Source organism: Anaerobiospirillum succiniciproducens DSM 6400, assembly GCF_000482845.1.
In the GTDB taxonomy this organism is placed as follows: Bacteria; Pseudomonadota; Gammaproteobacteria; order Enterobacterales; family Succinivibrionaceae; genus Anaerobiospirillum; species Anaerobiospirillum succiniciproducens.
In genome coordinates, this window is the sequence record NZ_AXWV01000036.1 from 13,633 (window position 1) to 36,384 (window position 22,752).

Here is a 22,752-nt window from a genome sequence, read left to right on the forward strand (position 1 = left end):
GCTAAGATCGAAAGCAAGAGCTCAGACTGAAGCATGGGCTAAGATCGAAGCAAGAGATCAGAATTAGGCTAAGGCCTAAGGCAAGGGCTAAGGTTGCGGGCGCAGCGCTGCTCCTAAGGCTGAGGTGATGTCTTGACCTAAAAAACAAGCCCCAAGATCTCTAAAAGATCTTGGGGCTTTGTGCTGATAGGAATGGTAAAAACTAAACTTAGTGAGTAGCCTCGTTGTTTAAGCGACGCTCACAGTAAACTGCAGCACCGATGATGCCAGCAAGGTTGAGAGTCTTTGCAGGGATAACGCGAGCATTATCAAGGTGAAGTTGTTCTTTAAACTTCTCAAATTTCTTGGATGCGCCACCGCCTAAGATAAAGAGGTCAGGCTGTACTAAGAAGTCGATACGGTTTAAGTACTCGTTAAAGCGCTTACCCCATTCTTTCCATTTGAGGTCTAATTTTTCACGAGCTGCATCTGAGCAGTAACGCTCAGCATCATCGCCATTGAGGATGATGTGGCCCATTTCAAAGTTAGGCAGCAGTTCGCCATTGAAGAACATGGCAGTACCGATACCAGTACCGATGGTAACGATGAGCACCTTACCCTTTTCGCCACAACCAGCGCCGAAAGTCATCTCAGCAATACCTGCTACGTCAGCATCGTTAGCTACAAAGATTTCATTGCCGAGTTTTTCTTTGAGCAAAGACTCTACATGCACGTTTACCCAGCTCTTATCGATGTTAGCTGCAGTAAGTACAGTTCCGTTGATAACACGTGCAGGGAAGCCGCAGGCCATTGGGCCTTGGTAACCGATAGTTTCCACAAGCTCTTTGATAGTGTCGGCCACTGCCTCAGGAGTTGATGGTTGCGGTGTCTTAATGCGAACGCGCTCGGTAACAAGTTCACCTGTTGTGGTTTCTACAACAGCACCCTTGATGCCGCTGCCGCCGATATCAATGCCTAATATTTCCATATGTTTGGCAAGCTTAAGCATGCTATAAGCATGAATAAGCCTTCTCCTTAGTGCGGTATTCTCATAGTAAGGTGCAAGAACAGTTACGATGAGCAACCAGTTAATCTATTACTGCCTGCAAACTACTCTAAACAAGACAGTGCCTGAGCTATGAGCGAGGAAAGTGTTAACAGTTAGGATCATATAGCTTTGGCTTAAAACGCGGCCTTTAAGCGCGTGCTTAGTCGCTAGTCATATGATGGACACTGCACTTCTCGCTAGAGCATTGTCATTATAGTATTAGGCTGACCAAATACATTACATCTTAAGATCAATCGTGCACAAAGTCACAAATGCAATTGTGTTCATGATGCAAGAAAGTGCACATACATTTGGTGCAATGTTGTTAAAGAAAGCCTTAAAATCCCTAGATATAACAGCACTCTTTCTGATCGTATTATCAAATTTATTGATGGATCTATCACAGAATCATACAGCGTATGACTTGTTGTCATGATGGCCTGATGATACTTAAGCTAAAATTTCATTGGTCATGCCATGGAAGTCATGCCGCGATTATATTTTTGTAAGTGCGTCTTAGTAATTTGTGGCAAGATCTGTGACATACTGTGTATGCAGAATAACCAAACGGATGGGGTAATTAGACACTCAAATCAGCCCCGCTAGAGCTTATGCCGTTTGACTCGCTGCCAAGTTAAAATAACTTGTGCAGATCGTCAGGAGCACTACTTACATGCCATCTTTACCACATCAAGTGTTTACAACACAAGAGATCCGTTTAATTGAGCAGGACCATGCTCAAAACAACAACGGACACTGCTATGACCTTATGGAAAAAGCAGGTAGAACTGTCTTTGAGCAGATGCTGTCGGTCAATACGCATCCAAAGATGGTCTACGTCTTAGTTGGTAAGGGTAACAACGGCGGTGACGGATACATTGTGGCAGCATATCTACACAAAAGCCGTATCCCATATCGTCTCTTTGCTATAGGCGTACCTAAGCAAGATGCTGAGGCCTATATTGCTTATTCTTATTTCTGCAAGATTGGCGGTAAGGCCGAGTTTGAGCTGCCTGATCCTGATGAAGAGGCAGAGCGCGGTTACAGCCCAGATATCGTAATTGATGCGCTTTTAGGTACTGGTCTTGAAAGCCCTCCACGTGACCAAATGGGCAAGTGGATCGACTTTATTAATAACACTCGTGCTTACATCATTTCTGTAGATATCCCATCAGGTATCAATGCTGATACTGGCCAGGTTTATACCGAGTGTGTCAACGCCAATAAGACCATTTGTATGCTTGGTCTCAAGCCAGGTTTAGTAACTGGAGATGCCGTTGATTACGTTGGCGAGATCTTGGTGTTTAACTTAGGTATCGATGTTAATTCTTTCCATGGTAAGTATTCAGCTATCGATACTGATGGTGCCTCATATCTGCCAATATTCGTAACCACTTATGAAGATATCATTGCCGATCTGCCAATGCGTTCTCTCTCCTCACACAAGGGTGATTCTGGACGCTTACTCATCATTGGTGGCGATAAAGGTTATGGTGGTGCTATCCATATCTGTGGCTTAGCTGCAGCTCGTACCGGAGCTGGCCTTATCAAGGTGGCAACTGATGAGGAAAATATCATTTCGCTGCATGCAACTCGCCCTGAGTTAATGACAGTTAACTTTAGAGATTATGCTGCAGTTAAAGAGGCCATTGATTGGGCAGACGCCATTGCTATTGGACCAGGCTTAGGTACTGGTAGTAACGCAGAAAAGCTCTTAGATTTAGTAACAGCCTCCAACAAGCCATGTATTGCTGATGCTGATGCTCTGACTATTATGGCAAGACAGGGCATGACTTATTCTAAGCGCATGGTGCTCACTCCTCATCCAGGTGAGGCAGCTCGTTTACTGGCTACTACCAACGATAAGATTAATGAAGACCGCTACCATGCTGTATATATTTTGCAGCAGCGCTGTGGTGGTGTAGTTCTGCTCAAGGGCGCTGGCACCTTAATTTGCGATGGCAAGAGTATCATCGTGGTTCATGAGGGCTCACCTGCAATGGCTTCTGGCGGCATGGGTGATTTACTTACTGGTATCATTGCCTCCTTACGTGCTCAAGGCTTAACTTTAATGCAGTCAACTGTAGCAGGTGCATGTGTGCACGGCCGTGCTGGAACTGTATCAGGCGAAAACAGTGGCATCATCGGTACTCTAGCTAGCGACTTGCTTCCATACATTCGCTATTTAGTTAACAAGCGCCCAGGCCTTGCCAATCAAAAGGGTGGCGATTGCATGACTGACATTGCCGAGCGTACCGCCTCTTTACTCTTGGCCAACCGCCTTCTGCAGTAGCCTCGCATTTACCGACTAGCTAGCAAACGATTTACAAAGCTAGTGCACGCCTAGCCAGCAAGCAAGTTACAAAGCTAGCGAACGCCTAGCCAACAATCTCGCTTGCTATTTAAGAGCTACGAGCAAGTTACACCGCATGCTGCACCTTTCATTAGCTGCAGCTTGCAGTCCTTTTAGACCATTGATGGCTTTCATGGCCATGTGCTGACGCGCATTCGTGCCGTCAGCATCACCTCCTTGATAGGCAATATAAGTCCTCCCATCCGCTCATATCTTCTGTGCTTTAGATGTAAAAGTTGCAAGTTTTACTGCTAAAGATGAGCATATTTACAGTGTAGATGCGCACTAAGTCGTGGCAATGATAAGATAAGAGCACAGCTAAGGCTGTTTATATCTTGTTTACAAAAGGGTCTCAAGGACAACATGCTCAATCAAGTTACCTCTCAATTAGCCAACGAAGATGAAACTGTAGCCTTTGGTAGCAAGTTAGCTACCTTGCTTAGCCAAACTTTAGGTAGGGTTGAAAACAGGGCTTTATGTATCAATCTAGAGGGGGATTTGGGCGCAGGTAAGACTACTTTAACTCGTGGTTTTTTACGCGCTTGGGGCTATGAGGGTACAGTCAAGTCACCAACCTACACCATCGTTGAAAGCTACAAGGTGGATGGAGTAGACGCTGAGGTCTTCCATTTTGACCTCTATCGTTTAGCTGACCCAGAGGAGCTTGAGCTCATGGGTATTCGTGACTACTTTGCCAAACATGCCGTGATTTTGATTGAGTGGCCAGATCGAGGCGAGGGTATTTTGCCAAAGCCTGATTTAATCGTATCTCTTACCCATCAAGAAGACGGTCGTACCTTAAAGATTACCTCTGAGTTCTTTACTGAAGATGAGCTTAAGACCCTCATCTAGCATTGTCTAATTAGCGTATTAGGTCGCTAATTTTTACAGTGGCGATAGGCTCTATTGATGGGCCAGCTATAGTACTTCTAGGCTACATGCTTAAGCACCATGTGTGGACCTTAATGGTACTTTGCGGCTACATGGTTAAGCACCATGTCTGGACCTTAATGGTACTTGTCTGCCATATGGTTAAGTAGCATGTGTGGCCGCTAAGAGCGCCAAGCAGTGCATTGATTAAGAGCAATTAGGGTGGCATCTAGGCCAAAAAAGGGCTAATCAGCGTCTTTATATGGAAATTTTTACATAATAATGAGCAAAAGTTCCCCCAAATCGCCACCAAATCTCTTAAAATTAGACACTCTAATCTTGTTTTCTTGTGATGCGAACGCCCAGGCGCTCAAGTAGTGTCAGTTTAAGGCGCGTTCGAGCTATCTTTACATTCAATGTTTTAGGCCCACTCGTGTCTTGTAACTGTTTATGAGCGGGCGCTTATGCATGTCAAAAGCTTGATATAAGACACGCTGATAAGATGTATCTTCAAGCTCTGTTATAAGCTGTGCATGGATGCTAGGTTATTTGAGTAGTTTTGCACTTAAAGCTCAAGACTAGCCTTTTAGTTCAGTATTGAATGTACAAATAGTTATGCTGCTCAGGCAGCATTGCACTCCTAACTAAGGGTTTTGCTCATGGTTTCGGCATTCAAGCGTGCTTTGTTATTGTTTGCATTGATGTGGCTGTCTGTAGGAAGTATTTCTATAGCACAGGCCGACAACATTATGCGCGTCAGAGCATTTTCAAACTCTGACAAAACACGTGTAGTGCTCGACCTTGATTACAAGCCTGTTTATTCCACTGCCATTGCAGAAAATGGCAATCAATTCATCATTCGTCTTAATGATGTTTCAAACTACAAAACTGCAACTGACAAGCTTGCAGTAGATAATCGCTCAGTTATCAAAGGCTTTCAAAAGAACTTAAGTGGCGATGATGTTCGCTATATCTTCAGCCTCAAGGGTGCAGGCACTCCCAATATCTTTGTGCTTGATCCTATGGATGGTCGCAACTATCGTTTAGTAATCGATTTCCCTCATACTGCAAATGAGCGTCAACCATCTTCAAAAGAAGATGTTAAGGTTTTAAGCCAAACAGCAGCAGAGAAGCTTGCTGGTACTGGCCAAGGTGCAGGTACTCCTCCTGTAAAGGTTATTACCGTTAAAGAGGCAGATGAGGCAGAAAACGCTTTATTAAACTCTTTATCTTCGGTTGGATCTGACGGCATTAGAACTATGACTCCAGCTCAGGTCAAGGAATACCATGACCGTGTGGAGCAGATTAATGCCCAACAAGCCGCGCAACAGGCAGCAGCTGAGAAGAACAAGCACAATCAAACAGCCCAAAAGAAGCCTAGCAAGGTGGAAGAAGTGGTGCTTGATACTCAAGCTCCACCACCTCCAACTCAGATCGCTCTACCTTCAGCCAATCCATACATCATTGCAATTGATGCTGGCCATGGTGGTAAAGACCCTGGTGCTTTAGGTAAGCGTGGTGTACGTGAAAAAGACGTAACCTTAGCTATCGCTATGCAGCTTGAGAAGTACGTAAACTCTAATCCACGTTTTAGAGGTCGTCTGATTCGTAATAAAGACGTATTTGTGGACTTAGATAAGCGCTCTGAGGTGGCTCGTGCGTATAAGGCCGATATTCTTATTTCCATTCACGCCGACTCTGTAGCCTCTGGCTCCTCAGCTCGTGGTGCGTCAGTTTGGGTGCTTTCTAACAATCGTGCTCAGCGTGAAAACAACAAGGTTTTAAGCGGCAACAAGGGTCAGCTCTTAAGCGGTGTAGGTGAGGTACTTTCCTCTACTGATAAGCAAAACCCTTATCTTGCAGCCACCATCTTATCCATGTCCTCAGACAACACCCGTTCTGAGGGTTATAACATGGGTCAAGAGATCTTAAATAAGCTCGGTAAGTTCACTAAGCTGCATAAGAATACTCCAATTCACGCCTCTTTAGCTGTGCTTAAGTCTCCTGATATTCCATCACTGTTGATTGAAACTGGCTTCTTATCTAATCCATATGAAGAAATTCAGCTCAATCAGCCTAACTACCAAAAGCAGATCGCATACTCTATCTATCAAGGTATTGTTGCCTACTATGAGAAGTATACGATTCAAAATATTAAGAGCCGTTACGAAAGTGCTATTCGTACAGGTTCAGCTAAGGTAGTGGTACATACTGTACAAAAGGGCGAGTCTTTATCAGTGATTGCACGTAAGTACAATGTCTCCATGTCCGCCCTTAAGGCCCACAACCGCCTGACCAACAATAACATTCGTATCGGACAGAAGCTCGTCATTCACAAATAGTCACCTTAAATCCTTTAATATGCGTGGCAAGCTACTAAGTGCTATGCATAAGCTGCAGTAAACTAAAGCCTACTTTGATGCCTTAACATAGGCATAGGCATGGCTCTTTAGCTAGGATTAGTCTAGGTATTTATCGATGGCATGCAGTGGCAAGCATCGAGCTTAGAAAGTGGCACAGATGAGGTTAGCGTAGCTCTCATAGAACTGTACGATTTTGAACTTACTTAAGGCTTTTCTTGCGGGGTAACTATGGGTATTAAGCGACTTTCGGTACAGCTAGCCAATCAGATTGCAGCAGGCGAGGTCGTGGAGCGTCCGGCCTCAGTAGTTAAAGAGCTGCTCGAAAATGCAGTTGATGCTGGCGCTAGCTTGATCACTCTAGAGATCCGTTCTTCAGGTAAAACCCTCATCAAGGTCACTGATAATGGCAAGGGTATTGTTGCCGATGAACTCCCTTTAGCCTTAGCACCACATGCTACTTCTAAGATTGAAACCTTAGAAGATCTCAGTGCGATTAGAACGTTAGGCTTTAGAGGTGAGGCTTTAGCCTCAATTGCCTCAGTCTCAAGACTTACTTTAATCTCTCGTACTGCTGATGCAGAACATGCCTTCCAAGTTCATGTTGAGGGTGCTGAGCAACACCCGGTGGTTGAGCCTGCCATTCATAATCAAGGCACCTCAGTAATCGTCCGTGAGCTCTTCTTTAACACCCCTGCCCGCCGTCGTTTTTTAAAGTCAGATAAGACTGAGTTTAACCACATCAAAGAGCTCATAACCAAGATTGCTTTGGTCAATTGCGATACTGAGTTTAAGTTCATTAGCGATGGCAAAACTGTCTTTAGTGTTCCTGCCCATGGTAGAGCTAAAATGGCGCAGCGCATTGCAGCACTGTTAGGCTCTGAGTTTAAGCATAATTTGTTGAGCTTTGATAATACTGATGAGGCTTTTGTCCGTAAGTACAACCATTATCAGTCTTACATGGCCTCAAAGAGTGGCGGCTATGTTCCTTTTCACAATAGCAGCGATTATGAGAACAGCGATGACTTAGAGCGCGACAGCCTCAATAGTAAGCTGTTACAAATTCACGGTGTTTTATTACGTCCACCAGCCAACCGCTCTTTGCCAGATCGTCTCCTTACGTTCTTAAATGGACGTTGCATTGCTGATCGTACGGTTAATCACGCGATCCGTGAGGCTTTCTTAAATGTGTTGCAGGGAAATTCAGAAGTTAAGCCATGTGTGCGTGGTGTGATCTTCTTGCAGTGCGATCCTCACATTGTTGATGTTAACGTGCATCCTCGTAAGGATGAAGTGCGTTTTCATAACAGCAATCTCATCCATGACTGCATACGCAATAACATTTATGCAGTGCTCGCAACTTCAGGTCTTAATGACAAGAATGCCTCACAGACTTCTTTTGAGCTTGAGGATGATTTTGGCAATGAAGAAGAGCTTACTGTACACAATGCCTCCATCGACACTAAGGCATCAGTAGCTGCAACATCTGACGAAACTACTACTAAAGGCTTTACTCATCTTTCATCAAGCGCACAACAAGCAACTGCTCTTCAAGATAACAGCGCCTTTGCTAAAGAGGTTGTCTCGTATCTTGAAAGAACGCAGCGTCCTATGCATTCGCAGGGTAATGCTTATGATGAAGAGGCCTCTTTGTGCGGTCGTTTAGCTGATTTTGGTGCCATTAGAACTGGCCTTGGAGAGCTTGAGGCAATACGTGGGGCGCAAAAGGTATCCGCTCCTTTTATTGAGGCTTTCAAAGAGTCCAAGCTCAAGAAACAGCAAGGTACCCTCAGTCCAAATACACAGACAAGTGATGAGAGTGAAGATGAATTTAAAGAGGCAGCTTCCTCAAATACCTTAGCCAAAAGCTATGGACTTAAAACAAATATGCTTAAGGTTGAGCCCAACATTGGCAAGGCTCGCAGCTATCAAGATGAAGAGGCTAAGAGCAAGTCTGATAATGACCTGAGCATGTTCATCACTGAGGATGGTGCAGAGGATGACTCAATAAGCTCACTTATTGCTCTACAAGAAGAATTTATAAACGAGCAAGAGCACAGAGCAAGCGCTTCAAGCCAAGGCGATCACGTCTCAAACCCAAGCTCTCGCGCATCAAACCAAGGCGATCACGTCTCAAACCCAAGCTCAAGCTCAAGCTTTCACGCCACAAGCCAAAGCTCTTTTGCATCAAAGCATGATGCTCACTCATTAGAGCAGAGCTCTCAAGGGACCATCAGCGCTAAGTTGCCTGAGGACATAGGCACAGTTGCTAACGTTACAGCCGCTAATATAGCTGCAGATAATGCTGATGCCAATGAAAGCTGCGCTCTTGGGTCAGGTGAGTCTCAGGAGCTTTGTACTGCTGAGGCGCAGGGGCATAGTGCACAAAACAGTTCTGCTGCAGATGAACTTGAGAGCACGGATGAGTCTTACAGAGATTTGCCAAGTGGTGGTGAGGCTAAGGGCCATTCAGATCAGTCTGCGGCGGTACGTGCTTTGTATGGTGCGTCTGGCAATGGCTTTAAAGGACGTAGCATTTACGAAAAGGCTGAGGCGGCTAATCGCTTTGAGCGTATGACCATTGATAATGTGTCGAGCATGCTAGATGCGCTTAATGATGGAACAGAAGACACTCACAAGATCAATGTTGATTACTCAGGTGCTCTATCCTTAGCAAATCGCAGGTCTAATATTAAGTTTTTGCATCTGGTGGCTGCCGACGTTGCCTTGATTATGGCTGATCAGCGCTACTTTATGGTAAGACTGTCCGAGCTTTATTTTAATTTGCTCATGGATAAGTACTTATTAGATGTTGCTAAAGATCAGGTGCGTACCAAAGAGTTAACCATGCCGTTTTCGATACGTACCGACAGTATTATCGTTAAGGCCTTTAAACGTCAGGATGTACTTTGTGCAGCATTGCGCTGTGGTTTTTCAGTTAAAAGCTCGCAGGCACGTGGTTGCATCGATATCTTAGGTATACCTGAGTTTATCTCTGGCTCTAATCTAGCTTTAGTAGCACTAAATGCGCTGCAGCTTATTAGCGCAGGTACTGATGCCATCTTGTCAGAAGGTCAATGTCCAGAGCAGCTAGCCTACAATCTGTCGCGTTGCAAAGCTATTAGCATCAATACCGAATATGACGCCAAAGAGCTAACTGAAAAACTTAGCAGTGCCGAGCAACTTATCTTGCGTGCTAAGGACTTATCGGTTCAAGAGGTGGATCTCTTCTCTATCGCTAGTCAAATGCTCTCATAACGTATGTTTTATCTAAAAGAATAGGCTGTGTCTTTTAGTATGAATAGGGCCAAGATACTTGTATAATTCATGTTTTCGTGAGCGCAGTGACCATGGCTTTAGCTTGAGAAAAGCAACGAAGCTAATGGGCGCAATGCTCAAACGTGTTTGCAGGTGAAGTTAACTTTTAATCTTGACTCCGATAAGGTGGAGATAGAGGCAGTTACTTTTAGGATGCGGGAGTGTAGCAATGTTTGATGCGGTAGTGATTTTAGGTCCAACTGCTTCGGGAAAGAGTGCTTTATCTTTAGAGCTAGCACGTAAGTACCGCACTGAGATCATTTCACTTGATTCGGCATTGATCTACAAGGGAATGGATATTGGTACTGCTAAGCCTACTAAAGAAGAGATGTCCATTTGCCCTCATCATCTAATTGATATTTGCGATCCTGCACAAAGCTATAGTGCAGCCGATTTTAGAAAAGATTGCATCAGACTGGTTGAAGAGATTAGATCTCGCGATAGGCTGCCTGTTATTTGCGGCGGTACTATGATGTACTACAAAGCTCTAGTTGAGGGCTTATCTCCACTACCAGAAACCGACCCAAAGATTCGTGTAAAAGTACAAGCCATGGCTGATGAACATGGATGGCCATATGTGCACGAACAGTTAAAAGATGTTGATCCTCCTCTTTATGAGAAGCTCGCTCCTAATGATAAGCAGCGTGTAGCCCGTGCCTTAGAGGTCTACTTAATGACTGGTAAGGCGATGAGCTCATTTTTTAGTGAGCCTAAAGATCAGTGTCCATTTACTAGATTTGAAGCAGTCTTGCTGCCACAAGGTGATGATCGTACCAAGCTTAGAGCTCTTATCCGTAAGCGCTTTGAGATCATGATTGAGCAAGGCTTTATTGATGAGGTTAAAAAGCTCTATGAGCGCACTGATCTAAGTGATGATATGCCATCTATGAGGTCGGTGGGTTATCGCCAGGCCATGATGTATTTACGTGGCGAGGTGAGCTTAGATGAGATGATTGAGCTTAGTGTCATTGCTACAGCTCGTTTAGCTAAGCATCAAATGACTTGGTTACGTGGTGGCCTCAAAGATAACGTCGCATCTGATAAGGTTGTCCGTTTCCGTATCGATATTGAAGATGCTAATAAGGCAGCGCACTTTATAAGTCTGATTGATAACGAGCCATCCTTTGAACGCTACCGCTTGGTGTAGGCGTATTAGGACTTATGTAAAAGCAAGCTCGCTTTTAATAGTGCATACACAGAATTACATAACTTGCTAGTGTGCAAGAAGGAAATGCTTAGAGAATGGCAGAAGTTGAGTTTGAGCCGTTAGGAGCCTCGGTTTTAGTGCATGTGGAGTTGCCACAGGCAAAGAATCAAGAGGATTTAGAAGAATTACATCGCCTCGCTGAGTCCGCTGGTGGTGATATTAAAGACGCCGTTGTCTGTAGACGTAATGCTATTGATCCAAGAACCTATGTAGGATCAGGTAAGGTAGAAGAGATCGCCGATGCAGTGCGTGCTCACGATGCCAAAGTAGTCGTCTTTAATAGTCCATTAACTCCAGCACAAGAGCGTAATCTAGAAAAAGAGATTGGTGTACGTGTGATGGATCGTATTGCGTTGATCTTAGTGATTTTCGCTATGCGAGCACGTACCTATGAAGGTAAGCTGCAAGTTGAGTTAGCGCAGCTACGTTATGAGCAGGCCCGCTTAGTTAGAGGCTGGACCCACCTTGAAAGACAGAAAGGTGGTTTTGGTTTACGTGGTGGCCCTGGTGAAACTCAGATTGAGCTTGACCGTCGTGCCTTGCGTGAGCGAATTTCTGCCATTAAAGAAGATCTTGAGGTAGTAGCGCGTCGTCGTGAGCAAAACCGTCAGGAGCGCAAGAAAAATGCAGTTCCTGTGGTTTCATTTGTGGGCTATACCAACGCCGGCAAGTCTACCTTATTCAACCGTTTGACTAGATCAGAGGTTTACGCTGCAGATCAGCTCTTTGCTACCTTGGATCCGACCTTAAGAAACATGGTTTTGCCAACTGTAGGTAAGGTTGTATTTGCAGATACTGTAGGTTTTATCCGTCACTTGCCTCACGAGTTAGTTGCAGCATTCCGAGCAACTTTAGAAGAGACCATTCAGTCTGATCTTTTGCTGCACATCATCGATATTGCCGATCAGCGTATTGAAGATAATATCGAGGCGGTGAATGCAGTACTCACTCAGATTAAGGCAGATAAAGTACCTGCACTGCTCGTCTTCAATAAGTCTGATCTTAAAGAAGAGGTCGCCGCTGGTATCGTGCGCGATGAGAGTGGTAAGCCGGTGCGTGTTAACGTATCAGCTCGTACTGGTGCAGGTTTAGATGAATTACTTGCTGCAGTATCGGAGCTCTTGAGCTTAGATCAATGCAAGTTTGAGCTTAAGCTTGGTTATCAAGATGGCAAGCTTAGGGCCATGCTTTGTGAGCTTAAGGCTGTTGAAAGCTTAGGTTACGATGAGACAGGATCTGAGCACGTTAAGATCACCTTAAAGCCATCTGATGCCTCGCGTATCGATAAGCTCTCAAAAGGTCGCCTTAAAGAGTGTCTTTTCAACTGCGATGGTATCCCTTGGCTGCAAGAAGAAGTCTTTGATTTTGACGATATTGATTAGCTTAGTTGTGAGATTGCCTAAAGGGCCTATAACAAGGCTTAAGTCCTTAGCGCTTGATATGCTTGCCTAATGGTCCTATAACAAGTCTTAAGTCCTTAGTGCTTGATATGCTTGCCGCTCTTGAGCGTGAGGATAAGAAAAGTTGGTTTGCCCTGTAATTGACATAACAGGCGCAGCGATCTCACAGAAATGATAGATTTTTACCGTACAAATGGCTATTTTAGACTTTTATATCTATCATAGTGCATTGGTGTTTAAGTTTTGTTGAGGCTTAATACCTAAGTCTTTACAAAGCATTTTAAGCTACAATCTACCATTGCTCCTTTGTACGCCTTGTACAAGGGGTATACAGAATTCTTGGTTCTATTGCTCTTATAAGATAGCTACATTGTGTAAGTGTCTTTACGTTGAGGCTGTAGAACATGGACTTATTATGCATCTGAGTGAGTAAATGCTTATTTAGTTGCTAAATAAGTCTCAATCCTAGTTACAGGCAGACAAGCTTTTAAAGCTTTAGCTGTCGTGTATCGTTTGATAAGGCCTGTGCCTTGTCTTCAATTAGAGGAAATGACTTATTGTCTAAAACCTTTACATGCTCTAAAGGGATAACCTTATCTTGTACAAAGGTTTTTAGGCATATAGCCATAGGTGTTGCATGAGAGAAAACAATTCAACCATGGGTTGGAATCCTCCTGGTCAAGGTCCTGAGGGCAATAAAGAAGATCGCGCTCCTCAAAGCAGTGATCGTGAGCCTAATAACGGGTCTAACAATAACAACGACGATCCTTGGAATCGTCGTCGTAACAATGGAAGCTCTGACAACTTATCAGACGCATTAAAGTCATTTGAGAAATTGTTTGGCGGAAAGAAGCGCGGCTCTTCAAAGGGCGGTGGCTTTAATGCAAAAGGTTCGTCCAAAGCAATGATCTATGCCGTGCTGATTGCCATGGTAGGCTTCTTCATCTTCTCAGGCTTCTACACCGTACGTGAAGCTGAGCGAGGTGTAGTACTGCGCTTTGGTAAGTTTTACGAGGTAGTAGAACCAGGTCTGCAATGGCGTATTCCTGGCATCGACCAAGTAACTACTGTCGATATCGAACAGGTGCGTTCCATTCAGTCCTCAGGTGCAATGCTTACCGAGGATGAGAACGTTGTTATTGTAGAGATGGATGTTCAGTATCGTATTTCTGACCCATTCCAGTACTTATACTCAGTAACAGCTCCAGATAATTCTCTTACCGAAGCTACTGACTCAGCATTACGTTATGTAGTAGGTCACACCCTGATGGATGACATTCTTACCTCTGGTCGTGAGCGTGTTCGTCAGGATACTCGTGATCTTTTGATCTCAGTAATTGAGCCTTACAATATGGGTCTTTCCATCGTGGACGTAAACTTCCTGCCAGCTCGTGCTCCGGATGAGGTTAAAGAAGCCTTTGACGATGCTATTGCTGCACAAGAAGACGAACAGCGTTTCAAGCGTGAAGCTGAGGCTTATGCTAACGAAGTTCTGCCACGTGCTGAAGGTCAGGTACAACGTATTCGTCAGCAGGCTGAAGCATACCGTTCACGTGTTGTTTTAGATGCACAAGGTGAGGTTGCTCGTTTCGAGGCTGTGCTGCCTGAGTACAATGCTGCTCCAGAGATTACTCGTACCCGTATTTACCTTGAGACTATGCAAGAAGTCTTAGGCAAGTCATCCAAGATCATCTTAGATACTCCTGAGGGTTCAAGCCCAGTTCTCTATCTGCCAATGCCTGAGGGTAAGAAGGGTTCTACTCCTGCTCCTGCTAATGTTCAAGAGGCTCTGCCTTTATCATCTAGCACCAGCTCAACTCCTTACTACAACTCGAGCACTAAGAGCACCAGCACTACCACTCGTAGAAGCGGTGACCGTCCAGTTGGCTACAGCTATTCTCAGGGAGGCAGATAATAATGCGTAGTTCATCATTAAATCTGCTTTTAGCAATCTTGCTGGTCGTAGTCTTCACTGTTTTCAACTCTGTGTTCGTGATCAGTGAGGGTAATGTAGGTATCGTTACTCGATTTGGTAAGGTGTTACGTAACTCTGATGCTGAGCTTGCAGTGTCTCAGCCAGGCTTACACTTTAAGATTCCTTTCATTGATAAGGTGCGTGTACTTGATGCACGTATTCAAACCTTATCAGCTCGTGCAGATCGTTTCGTTACTGCTGAGAAGAAGGACCTTATTATTGACTCATACGTAAAGTGGCGTATCTCTGATCCTTCAACTTTCTACCTGACTACTGCAGGCGGTAACATTATGCAAGCTGAAGAGCTGCTCCGTCGCCGTATTAACAACTCACTGCGTTCTCAGATTGGTCGTCTCACCATTCACGAGATCGTGTCAGGTCAGGAAAAGGCTGGCTCATACGGTGATTTTGAGAACTCTTTTGATAGCGTCAATGCTAAAGACGTTCAGGCTAACACTCAAAGCACTACTGTTGGTCAGACCGACGGTGATGACACCTTAAAGGTAAGCTCTGATAAGGTTGAAGAGGCACAAGCTCAGATCGATAACCTCATCTCTAGCTCTAAGCGTGATCAAGTTATGCAGAATGCTCTGCGTGACTTAGGCAAGAGCTCTGTAGAGTTAGGTATTCAGATCGTCGACGTACGTATCAAGCAGATTAACCTGCCACCTGAGGTGTCTAACTCCATTTATCAGCGTATGCGTGCAGAGCGTGATGCTGTAGCCAAACTCCACCGTTCACAAGGCCGTCGTGAGGCTGAGGCAATTAAGGCTCAGGCTGATCGTGAGGTTACTGTGAAGATCGCAACTGCAGAGCGTGAGGCACGTCGTCTCATGGGTGCGGGCGATGCTGAGGCTACTCGCATTTATGCTGATGCATACAGTCAGAATGCTGAGCTGTTCGACTTCCTGCGTAGTATGAACGCCTATAAGGCAGCCATGTCTCAAGGCAATGATGTCATGGTGCTCAAGCCTGATAGCGAGTTCTTCCGTTACTTCCAGGATCCAAAGGGCAAGAACAGTCCATTCTTTGGCAAGTAATCGCTAAATTATTCATCATCTAGGGCAAGTACCCTTGCTTTAAAAAACGGCATACCCGATAGTCTCGAGTATGCCGTTTTTGTTTTATGGCACTAACGAGACTCGATGTCCTCAGTCCATCCCAAAAATTAGCTTTTGCTCGCCCAAAGTTTGGCTGTAGCTAAGATATAACAGTGCCCATAGCCTAGCTATAGATAAGCAGTAAAAGTGCCGATTGCCTAGCTATAGATTAGCTTTGTGGGGGGCTTAACGTGGGGTGGAACTAAGATGTGAATGCGCTTAGTATGAGTTTGCACACACCTTGGGCATAAGGTCACTTTAGGATCTTATCGGGAAATATCCTGACAAAGTCCGTAAAATACGCTAAAATTAGAGCGTTTGCGTGCTTGAGATTACTGTACGATACTACAGCAAGGCTTTATCTAGCACGTGTTTTGAGCCTCAAAAGGGCTATAACATCTGATGAGGGTCGGTGCTAACTGCCCTGCAATCAAAGAGAGAATTAACATGCCTAACAATGTAGTAGTGCTTGGTACCCAATGGGGTGACGAAGGTAAGGGCAAGATCGCCGATCTGTTAACCACTACAGCTGATATCGTGGTTAGAAGCCAAGGCGGTAACAACGCTGGCCATACCTTAGTAGTAGGTGACAAGAAAGTAGTGGTACGTCTTGTTCCATCAGGCATTCTGCACTCATCAAGCTTATGCTTAATTGGTTCAGGCGTGGTTGTTTCTCCTGAAGCTTTATTCGGTGAGATCGAAGAGTTAAAGGCATCTGGTATTACCGATGCTGAGCAGCGTATTAAGTTATCAGCTGCCTCTTCCTTACTGCTCCCTGTACACGTTGCTATCGACAAGGCCTCTGAGCTTAAGCGTGGTAAGAACGCTATTGGTACTACTGGTCGTGGTATCGGTCCTTGCTATGAGGATAAGATTGCTCGTCGTGGTCTGCGTATTGGCGATCTGTATGACATGGAGATTTTTAAAGAGAAGCTTGCAAACCTGCTTGACTACCGTAACTTTGCTTTAAAGAACTACTTCGGTGCTGAGGAAGTTTCTTTTGACAGCATTATGGACGGCATCATGAAGGTACGTGATCGTATCCTTGCTATGGTTGCTGACGTATCTGCAATCCTTGCTGATGCACGTGCTTCAGGCAAGAAGGTACTCTTTGAGGGTGCTCAGGGTACTTTCCTGGATATCGACTACGGTACTTATCCATTCGTAACTTCTTCAAATACTGTTGCTGGCGGTTGCTGCACTGGTTCAGGTGCAGGTCCTCGCCACATCGATTACGTTTTAGGTATCTGCAAGGCTTACACTACTCGTGTAGGTGGCGGTCCATTCCCAACTGAGCTTGATAATCAGATCGGTGAGGATATCCGTGCCCGTGGTTTTGAGTTTGGTGCTGTTACCGGTCGTCCACGTCGTGTAGGTTGGTATGATGCTGTTGCAATGCGTCGTGCTGTAGACATCAACTCATTAAGCGGTCTTGCTTTAATGAAGATTGACGTTCTCGACGGTATGGAAGAGCTGTGCATCTGCACTAAGTACAAGCTCTCTGATGGCACTTTAAGCGATCTGCCACCATTAGCAGCTTATGAGTACGCTAAGGTAACTCCAGTTTACGAGACTATGCCAGGTTGGAGCGAGTCTACCGTTGGTGTAACCAAGTTTGAAGAGCTCCCTGAGAACGCTAAGAAGTACATTCGTCGTCTCGAGGAGTTAGCTGGTGTTCCAGTAGCCATCATTTCAACTGGCCCAGAGCGTGAGCAGACCATTATGCTCATCGACCCAATGGCCTAAAAGATATTAGGCACGCTAAGATGCCTATGTCATAAAAAAAGCGCTAGAGACTTAAGTTTCTAGCGCTTTTTTTTGAGCTTTAGCTAGTAGCAAGGCGTTAAAAGCAAAAAAAAACCAGCATGACGCTGGTTTTTTTATAAGGCATAGGTACTTTGCCTATGCCTTGGGTATGAATTAGTTGCAAGCTTTTAGCTATTGCGGGCTACAGCTTTCTTACATACAGCAATCAGACCTTGCTTGTATGGGCTATCTTCAAGCACGTCGAGGCAAGCGATAGCCTTATCACAGGCCTCTTGAGACTGACGCTCACACTCTTGCATGGCATTAGTACGTGCAATGGCAGCCTTAACTGCTTCTAAGTTAGCTTCTTTAATATCTTCAAGCAACTGCTCACGCTCTTGCTCATTGCTACGGTTGAGCGCAATCAGTACTGGCAGAGTAATACGACCATCAGCTAAATCAGTGCCTGGATCCTTACCTAAGGCCTCAGCATCAGCGCTATAGTCGAGCATGTCGTCCTTGATCTGGAAGGCGATGCCAAGCTGACGACCATACTCACGTAAAGGAGCTTCAAGTGCACTATCTTCTTTAATGATGATGGCAGGGGCAGATGCAGAGAGCTCGAAGAGCACACCAGTCTTAGCGTAGATGGTGCGATAGTAGGTCTCATAAGAGATGTTTGAGTTACCCTCATTTTCAAGCTGATAGAGCTCACCCACTACAAGCTCGCTTAAGGTGCGGTTTAAGGCTTTAATCACACCAAACTCTTCAGGGTAGGCAATCAGATCAAAGCAGCGAGTAAAGAGGTAGTCACCGGCTAAAACTGCAGCATGGTTACCTGAGGTGTCATTTAAGGTTGGCTGACCACGGCGCATGGATGCCTTATCAATAACATCATCATGCACTAAGGTTGCTGTATGCAGCATCTCAAAAGCAGCTGCGATGTGGCAGATCTTCTCATAGTGCAGCTCCTCATTGTAATGAGGGAGAGCTAATGCACTCATAACAGCCAGGCGCGGACGTATGCGCTTGCCGCCAGCATTGATCACGTGCATACACATGGCATTCACGGCTGTTTCAAGCTGGTGCTGGGTGTAAGTTGCGCTCAAAAGCTCCTCAACCCTTTCAAGACTCTTGTTGATCAAAGTTTCGCTGGCAATAGTATCCGCCACCATAAAAAGTCCTTGGTTTAGCAATGGCATCTAATGCAAGATGAGATCTTAGCTACTCAAACACAGTAGATAAGATCTTAAAGTTGCTGCCTTAGTGGCGATCTTGCGTTAGGCATCTTCAATATAAGTTGAAAATGCTCTGTGCCATATCCGATAGAACACCTGCAATAGCTTATGTACATAAGAGTTTATTGAGTGCTTTTATCAAGCTAGCTCATGTGTACATGCTTAAGAGCGCATGTGCTCGTGTGAAAATGTAAGCGCGTATTCATAAGTGTCAAGAGAAAGCTTGCACACTTAATCGCAGTCATTAGCTGCGAGATCATGGCCATGTATAGCCACCATACCTAACCTTACTCAAGGTAAGGTAAGTAACCTCAGATCAAAATTGAGCTGTGCAACCATACCACATGATTTGCCTAGTTTAAAAAAAAGACAAAACATTAGATTGTAGATACTTATGAGCCTGACAATTATTGAGGCTCCGATATTTTAGCATCAAAGTATAGATCTAATAGATGTTCACATTTCTAATGCGAGGGCTTCGTCATGCTATTTTTTTAATACTAGGTGCATTAACTCTTAAAAGGAGACTCCTCAATCGGCGCTCAGATATGGCCTAGGGCGTGATTTGTTGAAAGTAAGCGCTCTTAAGATCGTTTAAGAGAGTGGTATTTCTTGAGCCTTTTAGGTGCAACTTTTTAGCATTCTTTAGCCAAAGTTTGTGACGATACTCATGCTTAGAAGTGATTCATAAGTAACATCATTTGGTTTTAAAGACATCAGATGGCTTAAAGCTATGATCTTTTTGTTAGAGACAAAGTCCTGATGGGCATTATGTGATTTTTAGTATGAGCTCTGGCAAATATAAGGTGCTTATCCTATGTAGAGATCACCTAGTAAGCCTATGCGACATAGGATCATAGGCGCAATGTGTAAGTAAGATCGCGCTTACGGTCTGAGAGTTTTAAGACATTGAGCTTGGCAGAAATTTTATAGATTGTGAAAGATCATTGGTACAACAAGCGCAAAGCTATGCTATAATTTTGCGGTTTTGAAAGTTCACTTGATTGACTTTCAAAGCCTTGAGTGTGTAAAATATGCGCTCACAAATATCAGAGCACACTGATGCTAAGCTTACTCTTAGCGCTTAAAGTGCAATGTAGGGTTAGAACAGCCCTAGGTAAACGTAAGTTTTACGTATACCTTAGTCCACGAAGAAGCAGTTTTAAGCTGCAGCAAACGTGGCAATACCTCAATGAAAATTTTGGTATGTTCGATTGATCCGGCAAGTGTTAACTCCCTGCGAGTCAAGCTTTCGGTCTGAAAGGCTAGATGGCTTAGAGTAACGTACTGTTTATGACGTTACAGCATGATTTATCTGCACTAAGTTTCATCGAAAGCCAGCGTCAAGCCTCTTTTACAGGTTTATCCTGAGAGTGTTTCGCTTGGGTTGCCATCCGTTGGCTTTACGTACGGATGATCTTGCACGGACATTGATGAATAGTTTTGAGCGGGAGCACAAACTCCTGCGTTCAAACGGAGTTTGAGCATGTACGCAGTTATTTTTTGCGGTGGCAAGCAGCACAAAGTTGTTGAGGGTGAAAAGCTCCGCGTTGAGCTCCTCAATAAAGAGCAGGGCTCTACTGTAGAGTTAGACAAGGTTCTTTTAATCTCTGACGGCACCAACGTAAAGGTTGGTACTCCTTACATTGACGGTGCTAAGGTTACCGCCACTGTATTAGGCGAGGTTGCTGGCGAGAAGGTTAAGATTGTTAAGTTCCGTCGTCGTAAGCATCACCAGAAGGTCACCGGCCACCGTCAGTGGTTCACCGAAATTCAGATTACCGGTATTGCCGGTTAGGAGATAGGATCAATGGCACACAAGAAAGCCGGCGGTTCCGTTCGCAACGGTCGCGATTCCCAGGCCCAACGCTTAGGCGTTAAGCGTTATGCTGGTGAGTTAGTAAGCGCAGGTTCAATCATTGTTCGTCAGCGCGGCACTCACTTCCACCCAGGTGCAAACGTAGGTATCGGCAAGGACGACACCTTATTTGCTAAGAAGACTGGTAAGGTTTCATTCGTAACTCGTGGTCCTAAGGGCCGTAAGTTCGTTCAGATCATCGCTGAAGACGCTGCTTAGTTTTTAGCTTTGACTGCTAGCAAGTGCAATGGCAGTTTGCTAGAGTGAAACTGAAAAAGGCCTGCCTCACCTAAGCGTGGTGATGCAGGCCTTTTTCGTATAGGGTTAAGTTTTTTAAACCCTCTACAAAGCCCTTAGTTACAAGGGCTGTCAAAGGCAACTACAAGACATTAAGGTCAAAGCCTCAACACACAACCTCACTGTATGTACATAAGCGATGTTTTATGTACCTCTCCTGTTTGAGAATGCTGTTATGGCTAGTGCAAGTATTAACTAGCGCAGCATAAGCAATAGATTAGTCTAGATCCCGTGCTAAACAAGCATCAAGTACGTCTAGAAGATGCTATGACGTACGTATTTTATAGGATCGTTTAGTTTACCCATCTTACTGTCCATATGGTTCTTATCACGCTATAGCGTGAATAATATCCCTCCTTGGTTTTATAGCAATGGATGCAATCGAGACGAAGATACGTGCTCGATAGCTAGTTAAAAGATAACTTTTTTATCGCATTGAGCGTCAGTTATTTTTCTTAGTGGACATAGATAAGCTTGGGTTAAAGTGTTTTAGGTCAGGTTGCCGCTGTTTCTCAGCTAGTTTCGGATTATATTTCTATTACTGAACTTTATAGTCAGTCTGTAGTATCACTTACAGTGCTAAACTAAAAGTTTGTCACTTAATCCCTTGCTAGCCGATCTGCATAATGCAATCACAGAGGAATACTTATGAAGTTCGTTGATGAAGCTACAATTCGCGTTGAAGCAGGCGATGGCGGTAACGGTGTCGTTAGTTTCCGCCGTGAAAAATATATTCCTAAAGGTGGCCCTGATGGTGGTGATGGCGGTGATGGTGGCAACGTCTACATGCTCGCCGACACTAACCTGAACACTTTAGTTGATTACAAGTTCACCAAGTTCTATAAGGCAGAGCGTGGTCAGAATGGTATGTCCTCTGACTGTACTGGTGCTCGTGGTGCTGATATCGTGCTTAAGGTGCCAGTAGGTACTCGTATTACCGATAAGGAAACTGGTGAAGTTATCGGTGATTTACGTACTGAAGGTGAGATGCTGCGTGTGGCTAAGGGTGGCCGTCGTGGTTTTGGTAACACTCACTTTAAGAGCTCAACTAACCGTGCCCCACGTCAGAAGACTAATGGTACTCCTGGTGAGAGACGTATTTTAGAGCTTGAATTGCTCTTAGTTGCTGACGTAGGTCTGTTAGGTTTACCAAATGCAGGTAAGTCTACCTTTATCCGTTCTGTATCTGCAGCACGTCCAAAGGTAGCCGACTATCCATTTACTACCTTAGTACCAAACTTAGGTGTAGTTAAGACTGGTGATGGCGAGAGCTTTGTAATTGCTGACGTTCCTGGTCTTATCGAAGGCGCTGCTCAAGGCGCAGGCTTAGGTCACCGTTTCTTACGTCACCTTGAGCGTTGCCGTGTACTGTTACACTTAGTTGATGCAAAGCCAGCTGATGAGTCCGATCCAGTTGAGAACGCTTGCGTAATTGAAAAAGAGCTAAAAGAATACGCTCACGACTTATACGAAAAGCCACGCTGGTTAGTACTTAATAAGGTAGATCTGCTCGAGGGCGGCGAAGAAGAAGCCCAAGAAATGCTCAAGAAGATTTCTGATGCTTTAGAAACTAAGCCAGAGCGTACTTTTGTTATCTCTGCCCTGCAAAAGCAGCACACTAACGATCTTACTTATGCTCTTCAAGAGCTCGTTGACACTGTTAAGCGAGCTGAGATCGAAGCAGAAGAGAACAAGGACAAGAACAAGGCTGATGACTTCGTTTGGACTGAGGGTGCTAAGCATCTTAAGGATCCAGTTAACGGTGCATCCCTTGATGGCGATGATGATGACTTTGACGATTTCTTCGATGATGACGATGATGGCGTCGAGGTTGTCTACCAAAAATAATTAACTATAAGTTGGGCATGAGACTGTTGATTAATTAAGCCTCATAGCCCCTTTTGCAAAAGCCTTAGTTTTACACTAAGGCTTAATTTTTTTATAAGCAGTCCCTTTGCAATAATCACAACAAAAAGCCTGTAACTTATGGGCTTACTCATGCC

Annotated in this window: 14 protein-coding genes; 12 read left to right on the forward strand and 2 right to left on the reverse strand. The window is 44.7% G+C overall.

The genetic code is table 11. From position 1 onward, the window contains the following. Nucleotides 1-208 precede the first annotated feature (208 nt). On the reverse strand, nucleotides 209-967 hold the full coding sequence (gene ppgK / locus H524_RS0106190; protein WP_027939598.1) for a polyphosphate--glucose phosphotransferase: 759 nt from the start codon (nucleotides 965-967) through the stop codon (nucleotides 209-211). 733 nt (nucleotides 968-1,700) lie between these two features. On the opposite strand from ppgK, the gene H524_RS14560 reads away from it, so the two are divergent. The 9 genes from H524_RS14560 (at nucleotide 1,701) to H524_RS0106240 (ending at nucleotide 17,356) form a co-directional block, all read left to right on the forward strand. Beyond that, nucleotides 1,701-3,320, forward strand: a complete 1,620-nt coding sequence (locus tag H524_RS14560) for an NAD(P)H-hydrate dehydratase (protein WP_052338945.1) — start codon at nucleotides 1,701-1,703, stop codon at nucleotides 3,318-3,320. 423 nt (nucleotides 3,321-3,743) lie between these two features. Beyond that, a complete protein-coding gene (tsaE, locus tag H524_RS0106200; protein WP_027939599.1) occupies nucleotides 3,744-4,232 on the forward strand; it encodes a tRNA (adenosine(37)-N6)-threonylcarbamoyltransferase complex ATPase subunit type 1 TsaE in 489 nt (162 codons plus the stop codon). Nucleotides 4,233-4,909: 677 nt separating this feature from the next. Then, nucleotides 4,910-6,592: an N-acetylmuramoyl-L-alanine amidase family protein gene (locus tag H524_RS16465; RefSeq protein ID WP_052338946.1), complete on the forward strand. Its 1,683-nt coding sequence runs from the start codon at nucleotides 4,910-4,912 to the stop codon at nucleotides 6,590-6,592. Nucleotides 6,593-6,841: 249 nt separating this feature from the next. Beyond that, nucleotides 6,842-9,868, forward strand: a complete 3,027-nt coding sequence (mutL, locus tag H524_RS16470; RefSeq protein ID WP_052338947.1) for a DNA mismatch repair endonuclease MutL — start codon at nucleotides 6,842-6,844, stop codon at nucleotides 9,866-9,868. Between the two features lie 229 nt (nucleotides 9,869-10,097). Beyond that, nucleotides 10,098-11,075 carry a tRNA (adenosine(37)-N6)-dimethylallyltransferase MiaA gene (gene miaA / locus H524_RS14575; RefSeq protein WP_084281682.1) on the forward strand — a complete coding sequence of 326 codons (978 nt, stop codon included), beginning with the start codon at nucleotides 10,098-10,100 and terminating at the stop codon, nucleotides 11,073-11,075. Between the two features lie 95 nt (nucleotides 11,076-11,170). Then, nucleotides 11,171-12,517 (forward strand): ribosome rescue GTPase HflX, encoded by a 1,347-nt coding sequence (gene hflX / locus H524_RS14580; protein WP_044121623.1) that lies wholly within the window; start codon nucleotides 11,171-11,173, stop codon nucleotides 12,515-12,517. A 655-nt stretch (nucleotides 12,518-13,172) separates the two neighbouring features. Beyond that, nucleotides 13,173-14,450, forward strand: a complete 1,278-nt coding sequence (gene hflK / locus H524_RS14585) for an FtsH protease activity modulator HflK (RefSeq protein WP_044121625.1) — start codon at nucleotides 13,173-13,175, stop codon at nucleotides 14,448-14,450. Between the two features lie 2 nt (nucleotides 14,451-14,452). Then, nucleotides 14,453-15,550 carry a protease modulator HflC gene (gene hflC, locus H524_RS0106235; RefSeq protein WP_027939600.1) on the forward strand — a complete coding sequence of 366 codons (1,098 nt, stop codon included), beginning with the start codon at nucleotides 14,453-14,455 and terminating at the stop codon, nucleotides 15,548-15,550. 507 nt (nucleotides 15,551-16,057) lie between these two features. Beyond that, nucleotides 16,058-17,356, forward strand: a complete 1,299-nt coding sequence (locus H524_RS0106240; RefSeq protein ID WP_027939601.1) for an adenylosuccinate synthase — start codon at nucleotides 16,058-16,060, stop codon at nucleotides 17,354-17,356. Between the two features lie 188 nt (nucleotides 17,357-17,544). Here H524_RS0106240 and H524_RS0106245 read toward each other — a convergent pair whose 3' ends face one another. Next, nucleotides 17,545-18,531 (reverse strand): polyprenyl synthetase family protein, encoded by a 987-nt coding sequence (locus tag H524_RS0106245; RefSeq protein WP_052338948.1) that lies wholly within the window; start codon nucleotides 18,529-18,531, stop codon nucleotides 17,545-17,547. Between the two features lie 1,549 nt (nucleotides 18,532-20,080). On the opposite strand from H524_RS0106245, the gene rplU reads away from it, so the two are divergent. The 3 genes from rplU (at nucleotide 20,081) to cgtA (ending at nucleotide 22,597) form a co-directional block, all read left to right on the forward strand. Then, a complete protein-coding gene (rplU, locus tag H524_RS0106250; protein ID WP_027939603.1) occupies nucleotides 20,081-20,392 on the forward strand; it encodes a 50S ribosomal protein L21 in 312 nt (103 codons plus the stop codon). A gap of 12 nt (nucleotides 20,393-20,404) precedes the next feature. Then, entirely contained in the window at nucleotides 20,405-20,671 is a 267-nt protein-coding gene (gene rpmA, locus H524_RS0106255; protein ID WP_027939604.1) for a 50S ribosomal protein L27, read from the forward strand. A 726-nt stretch (nucleotides 20,672-21,397) separates the two neighbouring features. Continuing rightward, nucleotides 21,398-22,597: an Obg family GTPase CgtA gene (gene cgtA, locus H524_RS0106260; protein WP_027939605.1), complete on the forward strand. Its 1,200-nt coding sequence runs from the start codon at nucleotides 21,398-21,400 to the stop codon at nucleotides 22,595-22,597. The last annotated feature ends 155 nt before the right edge of the window (nucleotides 22,598-22,752 follow it).

Coding starts and splice junctions, on each gene's coding strand:
- miaA (WP_084281682.1), top strand. CDS start 10,098: ATGTTTGATGCGGTAGTGATTTTAGGTCCAACTGCTTCGGGAAAGAGT.
- H524_RS14560 (WP_052338945.1), top strand. CDS start 1,701: ATGCCATCTTTACCACATCAAGTGTTTACAACACAAGAGATCCGTTTA.
- ppgK (WP_027939598.1), bottom strand. CDS start 967: ATGGAAATATTAGGCATTGATATCGGCGGCAGCGGCATCAAGGGTGCT.
- mutL (WP_052338947.1), top strand. CDS start 6,842: ATGGGTATTAAGCGACTTTCGGTACAGCTAGCCAATCAGATTGCAGCA.
- rplU (WP_027939603.1), top strand. CDS start 20,081: ATGTACGCAGTTATTTTTTGCGGTGGCAAGCAGCACAAAGTTGTTGAG.
- H524_RS16465 (WP_052338946.1), top strand. CDS start 4,910: ATGGTTTCGGCATTCAAGCGTGCTTTGTTATTGTTTGCATTGATGTGG.
- hflK (WP_044121625.1), top strand. CDS start 13,173: ATGAGAGAAAACAATTCAACCATGGGTTGGAATCCTCCTGGTCAAGGT.
- hflX (WP_044121623.1), top strand. CDS start 11,171: ATGGCAGAAGTTGAGTTTGAGCCGTTAGGAGCCTCGGTTTTAGTGCAT.
- hflC (WP_027939600.1), top strand. CDS start 14,453: ATGCGTAGTTCATCATTAAATCTGCTTTTAGCAATCTTGCTGGTCGTA.
- cgtA (WP_027939605.1), top strand. CDS start 21,398: ATGAAGTTCGTTGATGAAGCTACAATTCGCGTTGAAGCAGGCGATGGC.
- H524_RS0106245 (WP_052338948.1), bottom strand. CDS start 18,531: ATGGTGGCGGATACTATTGCCAGCGAAACTTTGATCAACAAGAGTCTT.
- H524_RS0106240 (WP_027939601.1), top strand. CDS start 16,058: ATGCCTAACAATGTAGTAGTGCTTGGTACCCAATGGGGTGACGAAGGT.
- rpmA (WP_027939604.1), top strand. CDS start 20,405: ATGGCACACAAGAAAGCCGGCGGTTCCGTTCGCAACGGTCGCGATTCC.
- tsaE (WP_027939599.1), top strand. CDS start 3,744: ATGCTCAATCAAGTTACCTCTCAATTAGCCAACGAAGATGAAACTGTA.